This is a genomic window from Mesobacillus sp. (assembly GCF_057785455.1).
In genome coordinates, this window is the sequence record NZ_JBYNSB010000017.1 from 80,270 (window position 1) to 91,940 (window position 11,671).

Annotated in this window: 9 protein-coding genes; 8 read left to right on the plus strand and 1 reads right to left on the minus strand. The window is 43.2% G+C overall.

What is annotated here, in order from left to right:
- Window positions 1-616 precede the first annotated feature (616 nt).
- From dnaA to AC3EBE_RS06100, 8 genes are all read left to right on the plus strand, one after another.
- Window positions 617-1,963 (plus strand): chromosomal replication initiator protein DnaA, encoded by a 1,347-nt coding sequence (dnaA, locus tag AC3EBE_RS06065; RefSeq protein WP_488594121.1) that lies wholly within the window; start codon window positions 617-619, stop codon window positions 1,961-1,963.
- Window positions 1,964-2,145: 182 nt separating this feature from the next.
- A complete protein-coding gene (dnaN, locus tag AC3EBE_RS06070; RefSeq protein WP_488594122.1) occupies window positions 2,146-3,282 on the plus strand; it encodes a DNA polymerase III subunit beta in 1,137 nt (378 codons plus the stop codon).
- Window positions 3,283-3,525: 243 nt separating this feature from the next.
- Complete coding sequence (gene yaaA, locus AC3EBE_RS06075; RefSeq protein ID WP_488594123.1) at window positions 3,526-3,738, plus strand: S4 domain-containing protein YaaA; 213 nt, start codon at window positions 3,526-3,528, stop codon at window positions 3,736-3,738.
- A gap of 19 nt (window positions 3,739-3,757) precedes the next feature.
- On the plus strand, window positions 3,758-4,876 hold the full coding sequence (gene recF, locus AC3EBE_RS06080; protein WP_488594130.1) for a DNA replication/repair protein RecF: 1,119 nt from the start codon (window positions 3,758-3,760) through the stop codon (window positions 4,874-4,876).
- A gap of 10 nt (window positions 4,877-4,886) precedes the next feature.
- On the plus strand, window positions 4,887-5,135 hold the full coding sequence (remB, locus tag AC3EBE_RS06085) for an extracellular matrix regulator RemB (protein WP_488594124.1): 249 nt from the start codon (window positions 4,887-4,889) through the stop codon (window positions 5,133-5,135).
- A gap of 122 nt (window positions 5,136-5,257) precedes the next feature.
- The gene (gyrB, locus tag AC3EBE_RS06090) at window positions 5,258-7,180 is read left to right on the plus strand and encodes a DNA topoisomerase (ATP-hydrolyzing) subunit B (protein ID WP_488594131.1); all 1,923 of its coding nucleotides are present in this window, start codon (window positions 5,258-5,260) and stop codon (window positions 7,178-7,180) included.
- A gap of 198 nt (window positions 7,181-7,378) precedes the next feature.
- Complete coding sequence (gene gyrA, locus AC3EBE_RS06095) at window positions 7,379-9,934, plus strand: DNA gyrase subunit A (RefSeq protein ID WP_488594125.1); 2,556 nt, start codon at window positions 7,379-7,381, stop codon at window positions 9,932-9,934.
- A gap of 81 nt (window positions 9,935-10,015) precedes the next feature.
- On the plus strand, window positions 10,016-11,110 hold the full coding sequence (locus AC3EBE_RS06100) for an HD-GYP domain-containing protein (RefSeq protein ID WP_488594126.1): 1,095 nt from the start codon (window positions 10,016-10,018) through the stop codon (window positions 11,108-11,110).
- A 381-nt stretch (window positions 11,111-11,491) separates the two neighbouring features.
- Here the strand turns inward: AC3EBE_RS06100 and AC3EBE_RS06105 are convergent.
- Window positions 11,492-11,671 (minus strand): hypothetical protein (locus AC3EBE_RS06105; protein WP_488594127.1); only part of this gene is annotated, 180 nt, incomplete at its 5' end.

Sequence of the window (11,671 nt, forward strand, 5' to 3'; positions counted from 1 at the left end):
AAGGTTTTGCCATTCACAATTTTTGATCTAGGAGATTACCTATCATTTTCAACTGAAAAAAAACGCCCTCATTTCACTCTACTTTTTCAATCCCAAAATACCAGTTTAAATAAATTCCACGAATAAATTTCCCCCTTAAACATACTTTATCCTTAAGCTCATTCAGGACCAATTTGACGCCTGTGGACAAAAATCGACACCGTTTTTTATTATCCACAACCCTTTTGGACAGCTTTTACACAAGTAAGGCGCCTGTGGACAAATTAACTCCACAGGTTTAGCATATTGTGGATAATGTATTAAAAAGCGTTGCGCCATGCGATATTATCTGATATTATATTTGTGTTTTCACTCTTAATAATTCGATATCAAAAATATACTTATCCACAAAATGTGGATAAGCTGTGGATAGGTTATTCAGCCCTGTTGTAAAACTTTGTCCACAGGAAGTGGATATTGTCGAAAAGCTTCTTTACTTCCTTATTATATATTTTTCCACATTAATAGTTTTGTATATTTATGAAAACAGGGGTTATACAACGTGTACAACCTGGTATTTTTACTGAATTTCAGCCAGAAGCGGCTTAAACAAAATAAGGAAAAGGAGGGATAATTGTTGGAGAACATTGCAGATCTCTGGAATAATGCTCTCGCGAAAATCGAGAAAAAGATCAGCAAGCCAAGTTTCGATACATGGCTGAAATCAACCAAAGCACATACGCTCCAAGGTGATGTACTTACGATTACGGCTCCGAACGAATTTGCGCGGGATTGGCTTGAAGAGCGTTATTCGCAGTTAATCAGCGGTATCCTTTACGAAATCACAGGTGAAGAGCTTGCTGTAAAATTCATCATTCCCCAGAACCAAAATGAAGAAGATCTCGATATTCCATTGCCGCCAAGAAGGGTCAAGAAGGACGAAGAGGCACAGGAATTGCCTGTCAGCATGCTGAATCCTAAATATACCTTTGATACATTCGTCATCGGTTCAGGCAACCGTTTTGCGCATGCTGCATCACTCGCGGTAGCAGAAGCACCGGCAAAGGCCTATAATCCGCTATTTATTTACGGAGGAGTAGGACTCGGAAAAACCCACTTAATGCATGCAATCGGGCATTATGTCCAGGATCATAATCCAAATGCAAAAGTGGTTTATTTGTCATCCGAAAAATTCACCAACGAATTCATCAACTCAATCAGGGACAATAAAGCAGGGGATTTCCGCGATAAATACAGGAACGTGGATGTCCTGCTTATCGATGATATTCAGTTCCTTGCCGGAAAAGAACAGACACAAGAGGAATTTTTCCATACTTTTAATACTCTTCATGAAGAAAGCAAGCAGATCGTCATATCCAGTGACCGTCCACCAAAAGAAATTCCAACGCTTGAGGACAGGCTCAGATCCCGCTTCGAATGGGGCCTGATCACAGATATTACGCCTCCAGACCTGGAAACAAGGATTGCGATCCTGCGCAAAAAAGCAAAGGCTGAAGGCCTTGATATACCGAATGAAGTCATGCTTTATATTGCAAACCAGATTGACTCCAACATCCGTGAACTTGAAGGAGCTTTGATCCGTGTTGTCGCTTATTCTTCCTTGATCAATAAGGATATCAATGCGGATCTCGCTGCTGAAGCACTAAAGGATATCATCCCTAGCTCAAAGCCTAAGGTCATTACCATCCTTGATATCCAAAGAGTGGTTGGCCAGCATTTCAATGTTAAGCTAGAGGATTTCAAAGCGAAAAAGCGTACAAAATCCGTAGCTTACCCGAGACAGATCGCTATGTATCTATCCAGGGAGCTGACAGACTTCTCGCTTCCAAAAATCGGGGAAGAGTTTGGCGGCCGTGACCATACGACCGTCATCCATGCCCATGAGAAAATTTCAAAAATGATTTCAACCGATTCTAATCTGCAAAGGCAGTTAAAAGATATAAATGACCAATTAAGGGTTTAGGAAAGTGTGAATAACTCTCCATCAGTTGCGCACAGCCTGTCCACATGTGGATAGGCTGTCTTTCCTTTGACGGAATCAGTTATCCACAAATCCACAGGACCTACTACTACTTCTACTGTTTTTTAAAACATATTAATATATGTAATTAAGAAAAAAATTATTCCCAATCGGAGGCTTAAAAAATGAGATTTATTATCCAGCGCGATTCATTGCTTCAAAGCGTCCAGGACGTTATGAAGGCAGTAACGAGCAGAACAACTATTCCAATTTTGACGGGGATCAAGATTGTTGCTAATGAAGAAGGAGTAACTCTAACAGGCAGCGATTCCGATATTTCCATCGAATCTTTCATTCCTAAAGAAGAAGCTGGGGATGAAATTGTCGAAATCAAACAGCCAGGATCTATTGTTTTGCAGGCGCGTTTCTTTAGTGAAATCGTTAAAAAGCTTCCTACAGACTCAGTAGAAATCGAAGTTCACAATAATCTTCAAACCGTCATCCGTTCTGGGAGATCTGAATTCAACCTTAATGGCCTTGATGCTGATGAATATCCACACCTTCCGCAAATTTCGGAAGAACATGTTTTCAAGATCCCGACTGATTTGCTTAAAGGCTTGATCCGCCAGACTGTCTTCTCAGTGTCCACCTCAGAAACACGCCCTATCTTGACAGGTGTAAACTGGAAGGTTGAAAACAATGAATTAACCTGTATTGCAACAGATAGCCACAGGCTTGCTTTGAGGAAGGCAAGACTGGAAGCAGATAATACAGAAAACTACAATGTAGTCATTCCAGGGAAAAGCCTTACAGAATTGAGCAAAATCCTTGATGACAGTTCAGATGCAGTTGACATTGTCATCACTGAGAACCAGGTACTGTTTAAAGCAAAGCATTTGCTGTTCTTCTCAAGATTGCTTGAAGGAAACTACCCTGACACAGCAAGATTGATTCCAAACGAAAGCAAAACAGATGTAGTCGTCAACACGAAAGAATTCCTTCATGCGATTGACCGTGCATCATTGCTGGCAAGAGAGGGAAGAAACAATGTTGTTAAGTTTTCAACGATCGAAGGCGGAGCAATCGAAGTTTCATCCAATACACCTGAAATCGGTACAGTTGTCGAAGAAATCCAGAGTCAGTCCATTGATGGTGAGGAACTGAAAATCTCATTCAGCGCCAAGTACATGATGGATGCCCTTAAAGCACTTGAGGGAACAGAAATCCAGATCAGCTTCACTGGCGCGATGAGGCCATTCGTCATACGACCGCTGCACGACGATTCAATCCTGCAGCTGATCCTGCCGGTAAGAACCTACTAAACCTATATAGCCACCAGTTTTGCACTGGTGGCTTTTTTTTATAGATACTGTGCTGCTAACTAATTTGATCTGGACAAAAAAAGCATCGAGGAGACCAAAGAAGCAATCATCCGCTGGTTTTTCCACATGTGGATATTAAAGTGACTGCAGCGTAAATCCAATAAGTATTAAGAAAATTTGTTTCTATGGAAAAAATTTAGTAAAATAAAGTATTAAGTCCTTTTGGAAGAAAAGGGTGAGACCGTGAATGAAATAAAGATTCATACTGAATACATTACACTTGGCCAATTTTTAAAGTTAGCTGATGTCATCCAATCAGGAGGCATGGCAAAATGGTTTTTAGGTGAGCATGAAGTATTTATCAATGGTGAACAAGATCAGCGAAGAGGAAGAAAGCTTCGTACCGGAGACCAGGTTAGCATTCCTGGAATTGGCAAGTTCAGCATTACGCAATAATCCAGAGGATGAACTGTTCATGTATATACAGGATTTGCAATTGAGAAACTATCGGAATTATGAGGGGCTTGAGGCTGAGTTCGAGAACAAGGTCAATGTGATCCTTGGAGAAAACGCCCAGGGGAAGACGAATGTCATGGAGTCGATCTATGTACTTGCCATGGCCAAGTCACACAGGACCTCAAACGATAAAGATTTGATTCGCTGGGACGAAGAATATGCTAAAATAGAGGGACGGGTTAAAAAAAGCAACGGCTCTCTGCCCATGCAGCTTGTCATCTCGAAAAAAGGCAAGAAAGCCAAGGTCAATCATCTCGAGCAGCGCAAGCTCAGCCAGTATGTCGGCAATATGAATGTTGTCATGTTCGCGCCTGAAGATCTCAACCTTGTAAAAGGGAGCCCTCAAGTAAGGCGTCGTTTTATTGATATGGAAATTGGCCAGGTGTCAGCTGTCTATCTGCATGATATCAGCCAGTACAACAAGATCCTTCAGCAGCGGAACCATTATTTGAAGCAGCTGCAAATCAAAAAAGCATCGGACCATACCATGCTCGACATCCTGACGGAGCAATTCATACAGGTTGCGGCTAAGATCATTGTGAAAAGATTTGAATTCCTGAATCTGCTGGAACAATGGGCATTGCCGATCCATCAGGGGATATCAAGAGGGCTTGAAAGCCTGAAAATCATCTACAAACCGTCTGCAGAGGTATCAGAAGATGATGATTTGTCGAAAATGATAGCAGTCTATGAAGAAAAATTTGCTAAAATAAAGATGAGAGAGATTGATCGAGGCACAACCATGTTCGGGCCTCATCGTGATGACCTGCAGTTTTTTGTGAATGGCCGGGATGTCCAGACCTTTGGTTCACAGGGGCAGCAGCGGACAACGGCACTCTCGGTGAAATTGGCTGAAATAGAGCTGATCCATTCAGAAATAGGTGAATATCCAATCCTTCTGCTGGATGATGTTTTATCTGAATTGGACGATTACCGCCAATCCCACTTATTAAATACCATCCAGGGGAAAGTTCAAACCTTTGTCACGACAACAAGTGTAGAAGGGATTGACCATCAGACACTGAAAGAGGCGGCTGCATACAAAGTGGAAGCCGGCAAAATGTCAAGGATCCAATGAGGTGGAATCAATGTATTTGCATGTTGGTGAAGAAGTCCTCGTCAGGACAAGGGATATTATCGCAATTTTAGATATTGATAGCGCCAATTCCTCCCCATACATGGAGGAGTTCATTACCCGCCAGAATCAGCAGGTCGTCCATCTTGCAAAAGGGACGGTCAAATCCATTGTGGTGACAGGGAATCATATTTATTATTCTCCTCTTGCATCAGGAACATTAAAGAAACGCTCCCAAAAATTATCCGTTCAGGAATTTTAATAGATCCAGTTACGGCATTTCTCGCAAATTTTGTCGATTAAACGCAATTTATGCGATAACAGCCAATTGTCCATTTTTGAAAAAAGAAGAGTCAAATGAAAGTGTAGGTGATCGATATGTCAATGGAGCAACAAGCCACACAGGGACAAGCGTATGATGAAAACCAGATACAAGTGCTCGAAGGCCTGGAGGCTGTACGTAAACGTCCGGGTATGTATATCGGTTCAACGAGTGTTAAGGGCTTGCACCATCTTGTATGGGAAATCGTTGATAATAGTATAGATGAAGCCCTCGCAGGTTACTGTGACGAAATTAATGTCATTATCGAAGAGGACAACAGCATTACTGTCAAAGATAATGGCCGTGGTATTCCGGTCGGGATCCATGAAAAAATGGGCCGTCCAGCTGTAGAAGTCATCATGACCGTACTCCATGCGGGCGGTAAGTTCGGCGGCGGAGGCTATAAGGTTTCCGGCGGTCTGCATGGTGTAGGTGCTTCGGTTGTTAACGCCCTTTCGACTTATCTGGAGGTATTTGTACACCGTGATGGAAAAGTTCATTACCAGAAATTCGAACGCGGCGCAGTCGGCGATCCGCTAAAGGTCATTGGTGAAACGGACCATACAGGTACAACTGTCCACTTCAAACCGGACGGCGAAATTTTCACCGAGACTCTTGAATATGACTATGATACACTTGCTAACCGTTTGCGTGAGCTTGCTTTCCTGAACAGGGGCATAAAAATCACGATTGAAGACAAACGTGTTGAAGATAAAAAGAATGAGTATTACTACGAAGGCGGTATTAAATCCTATGTAGAGCATTTAAACCGCACAAGGGAAGTGCTCCATGAGGAACCAATCTATATCGAGGGTGAAAAGGACGGAATCACCATCGAGGTAGCTCTTCAGTACAATGATAGCTTTACGGGCAACATCTATTCTTTTGCGAATAATATCCATACTTACGAAGGCGGAACCCATGAATTTGGATTCAAAACAGCGTTGACACGTGTTATCAACGACTATGCCCGTAAGCATGGAATCTTCAAGGAAGCGGATGCTAACCTTTCCGGTGACGATGTGCGTGAAGGATTGACAGCAATCGTTTCGGTCAAACATCCAGATCCACAATTTGAAGGGCAGACGAAAACTAAGCTGGGAAATTCAGAAGTTCGTAATGTTACAGATACAACCTTTTCAGAGCATTTTGAGAAATTCTTGCTTGAAAACCCCAATGTAGCTAGGAAAATCGTAGATAAAGGACTCATGGCTGCGCGTGCAAGACTTGCCGCGAAAAAGGCTCGTGAGCTGACAAGACGCAAAAGTGCGCTTGAAATTTCAAGTCTTCCAGGTAAGTTGGCAGACTGCTCATCCAAGGACCCAGCCATTAGCGAACTGTATGTGGTTGAGGGTGACTCTGCCGGCGGATCTGCCAAGCAGGGCCGTGACCGCCACTTCCAGGCGATTTTGCCGCTAAGAGGTAAGATCCTGAACGTAGAAAAGTCCCGTCTGGATAAAATCTTATCCAACAATGAAGTAAGAGCGATCATCACAGCGATCGGTACTGGTATTGGTGAAGACTTCGACCTTTCAAAGGCACGTTACCAGAAGATTGTCATCATGACAGATGCTGATGTCGATGGTGCCCATATCCGTACTTTATTATTGACGTTCTTCTACAGATATATGAGAAAAATCCTTGAGGCAGGATACATTTACATCGCACAGCCGCCTCTATACAAGATCCAGCAGGGCAAGCGGATTGAATATGCTTATAACGACAAAGAGCTTGAGAAGATTCTTGGCGGACTATCACAGCAGCCTAAGCCTGGTATCCAGCGCTATAAGGGTCTTGGTGAAATGAATCCCGAGCAGCTTTGGGAAACGACGATGAATCCGGAAACGCGGACACTGCTTCAAGTTAGTCTTGAGGATGCGATCGAATCGGATGAGACCTTCGAAATCCTGATGGGTGACAAGGTAGAGCCTCGCCGTAACTTCATCGAGCAAAATGCGCTATACGTTAAGAACCTAGATATTTAATAGACACCCAGGATAGAAGGTATGCCTCTATCCTGGTTTTTCTGAAATTATCGATAGATTATATATCACAAGAAGCAAGATCATTAGATAAGTGCCTAGCTCCAGCGCATGGACCACCGGGCTGTAATTCGTCGAATTCAAGCCTGAAGATGGTCACAAGCCGCTTGCACTTTTCTTACTAAAGGAGGTTTCTCTTAAATGGCTGAGACACCAAATTCTCGTGTGAAAGAGATTAATATTAGTCAGGAAATGCGTACATCCTTCCTGGATTATGCGATGAGCGTTATCGTCGCCCGTGCGCTTCCAGACGTACGTGACGGCCTGAAGCCGGTTCACAGAAGGATTCTTTATGCGATGCATGACCTTGGCATGCATTCGGACAAGGCCTATAAAAAATCGGCGAGGATCGTCGGTGAAGTTATCGGTAAGTACCACCCGCACGGTGATTCTGCCGTATACGACACTATGGTCCGTATGGCACAGGATTTTAACTACCGCTATATGCTCGTGGACGGTCACGGAAACTTCGGTTCTGTCGATGGGGACGCAGCAGCAGCGATGCGTTACACGGAAGCGCGTATGTCGAAGATTTCGATGGAGCTATTGCGTGATATCAATAAAGACACGATTGATTACCAGGATAACTATGACGGTTCTGAAAGAGAGCCAGTCGTTATGCCATCAAGATTCCCGAACCTGCTTGTGAACGGTACTTCGGGTATCGCTGTAGGTATGGCAACAAATATTCCGCCTCACCAGCTGGGAGAGGTCATTGATGGCGTGCTGGCAATCAGTAAAGATCCTGAAATGACAATCCAGGAATTGATGGAAATCATCAAAGGGCCTGATTTCCCGACTGCAGGTTTAATTCTTGGCCGCAGCGGCATCCGCAAGGCATATGAAACGGGCCGCGGATCGATCACCCTTCGCGCGAAGGTGGAAATCGAGCAAAAGTCCAATGGCAAGGAAGTCATTATCGTCAATGAGATTCCTTACCAGGTAAATAAGGCGAAGCTGATTGAAAAAATCGCTGAGCTAGTACGCGACAAGAAAATTGATGGCATTACAGACCTGCGCGATGAATCTGACCGTAAGGGAATGCGGATTGTCATCGAGGTGCGCAAGGATGCCAATGCCAATGTCCTTTTAAATAACCTTTACAAGCAGACTGCATTACAGACAAGCTTTGGTATCAATCTTCTTGCCCTAGTTGATGGGCAGCCGAAGGTACTGAACCTGAAGCAGTGTTTAAAATACTATCTTGACCACCAGGTTGTTGTTATTCGCCGCAGGACTGAGTTCGAACTGAAAAAGGCAGAAGCTCGTGCTCATATTTTAGAAGGCTTGCGAATTGCACTCGATAACCTTGATGCTGTCATCAGCCTGATCAGAAGCTCCCGTACGACTGACATTGCGAGAGAAGGCTTGATGACTCAGTTCAGCCTTTCAGAAAAGCAGGCACAGGCTATCCTTGATATGCGTCTGCAAAGGCTGACAGGATTGGAACGCGAAAAAATCGAAGAAGAGTACCAGAGTCTAATGCAGCTGATTGCTGAACTAAAAGCAATCCTTGCTGACGAAGAAAAGGTACTTGAAATCATCCGTGAAGAGCTCACTGAAATCAAGGAGCGCTTCAACGATGAGCGCCGCACTGAAATTGTATCTGGCGGACTTGAAATGATCGAGGATGAGGACTTGATACCTCGTGAAAATATCGTCATTACCCTGACTCATAACGGATACGTCAAGCGTCTCCCTGTCTCTACTTACAGAGCACAAAGACGCGGTGGCCGCGGAATCCAGGGAATGGGCACGAATGAAGATGATTTCGTTGAACACCTGATTACAACTTCGACACATGATACAATCCTGTTCTTCACGAACAAGGGTAAGGTATACCGTTCGAAGGGTTACGAAATCCCGGAATTCAGCCGGACTGCAAAGGGCATCCCGATTATCAACCTTCTTGAAATCGAAAAGGGTGAATGGGTCAATGCCATCATACCAGTCGAAGAATTCGTGGATGACTGGTTCCTGTTCTTCACCACAAAAGAAGGTATTTCGAAACGGTCACCGCTTTCATCCTTTGCGAATATCCGCAATAATGGCTTGATTGCCCTTAACCTGCGTGAAGGCGATGAATTGATTTCCGTACGTATGACAGACGGAAGCAAGGAAATGATCATTGGCACAAAGAATGGTTTAATGATCCGTTTCCCTGAGACAGATGTCCGTTCAATGGGCCGTACTGCCACTGGCGTAAAAGGAATCTCTCTGTCAGAAGACGATGAAGTCGTTGGCATGGAAGTCCTTGAGGAGAATGATGAGATTCTTGTCGTTACGAAAAATGGCTATGGCAAGCGTACCCCTTCCGAAGAATACAGAAGACAGGGACGCGGCGGTAAAGGCATAAAGACATGCAATATTACCGAAAAGAATGGTGACCTGGTCACAATGAAGGCAGTGTCTGGGGAAGAAGACTTGATGCTGATCACCACAGGCGGCGTCCTGATCCGTATACCTGTAAGCTCTATTTCTGTAACAGGACGTAATACTCAGGGTGTCAAACTGATCAGCCTGAATAGGGAAGAAAACGAATATGTAGCAACAGTAGCGAAAGTCGATAAGGAAGAAGAGAAAATCGACGATCTTGAACTGGATGGAGACGCAGAGGACGCGATGGTTGAAGATGCAGCTGCCGATGCGGATGATACAATTGAGCAAGAAGCTATTGGGGAAGACGATGCTGAATAAAACTTTTGAGAGGAACACAAAATTGTGTTCCTCTTTTTTGGTAAAATAAAGTAAAATTATAGTAAGAAATCTATATCTGAGGTGGAGGCCTTGCGCGTATACGTAGACAACCTGATAGATGGCTGTATCCTTTCTGATGATGTTCTAAGCAGGACGAACAGACCGATCATGGTTAAGAAGACTGTGCTGTCAGCACATCTTATAAACTTTTTGAAAGCTTTTATGGTTAAGGAAGTCGAAATTGAGAAAACACTGGTTAATGGTGCACCGTTCAATGGGCCATCTATCGCTCCAGATAAAAAAACAGCCGCTGCCGATTTGGGAAGTTCCGAGCTTACCTTCATAGATCTGTTCTTAAGGGCAAAACAAGATTTCAAGAAAGAATTCATCTCATGGCAATCAGGCATGCAAATTGATATATCCAAGGTAAGAGCCATTATCGTGCCGCTGATTGATACAGCTGATATCAATTCTTCCGATATTTTTCATCTTCATCACTATACTACCAAAACGGATTATTTATATGATCATCCACTGGCAGTTGGCATCATCAGTGCTTTTATTGCAAAAAAGCTGAACTACAGCAAAGGGGATGTTACCCAGATTGCCCTGGCAGGCTGCCTATCGGATTGCGGTATGGCAAAAATCAGCTACAGTCTCCTCAATAAGAATACGAGTCTGACCGTTGAGGAATATGAGGAGATTAAAAAGCATCCGACATACAGCTACCAGATGGTGAGAAACAGTCCGCTGCTGAAAGATGCTGCCAAGATCGCTATACTTCATCACCACGAGCGCATGGATGGAAGCGGCTATCCTTTCGGGGAAAAGGCCAACAGGATTCATCCCTTCGCTAAAATCTTATCGGTGGCGGATATATTCCATGCGATGACATCTGAACGTCTTTATAAGCCAAAGCATTCGCCTTTCAAAGTTTTGGAAATGATCAATGAAGAGCTTTTTGGAGAATTCGATATTGCAGCATTAAAGGCGCTGAGCTCCTCGATCATGACGGTTTCCATCGGAAGCAAGATCAGGCTATCTGACGGGCAAACAGCAGAAATCATTTTCGTAGAAGAAAAAAATCCGGCAAGACCGCTGGTAAGGCTGACTGATTCAACGGAAATCCTGGCCTTAGAAAAACACAGGCATCTGCATATTGAAGAAGTGATCTAAGAAAGCTGGTTTAATTGCCAGCTTCTTTTTTGTGGCTCTATTTAAATAGGCTTCAACTTCAATTAACATAATATATAAATCAGCACTCAAAATAACAGATCTTTTTTAAAAGTAGATTTCCACCTGTGTTCAGTCCAAAAGTCTTCAAGTCTGCTTATTGTACTCCATACAGAATAGATTGAAGGGTGCATTGTCACTCAGCAATCTATCAACTGCGTTACTGTTTCCGACTGAGCAAGAAAAAAATTAAAGAAAGTATGGATAAAGTATTGCTTTATAGTTTTATGCCTGATATAATCTTCAAAGTCAGTAACGAAAACATTAACTTTTATACAGGTTTTTGAAAAAAGTTATTGACTTATATAGCAGGTAAATGTTATATTAATAAAGTCGCTTCTGGGCGATGAGTATAAGAATTGTTCTTTGAAAACTAAACAAACAAGCGTCAACAAACAATAAATGATCATGGCTTCTATAATAGAAGATCATGAGCCAACGTTTTAAATTATGAGCTAAACTCATACTCTTTTTTGGAGAGTTTGATCCTGGCTCAGGACGAAC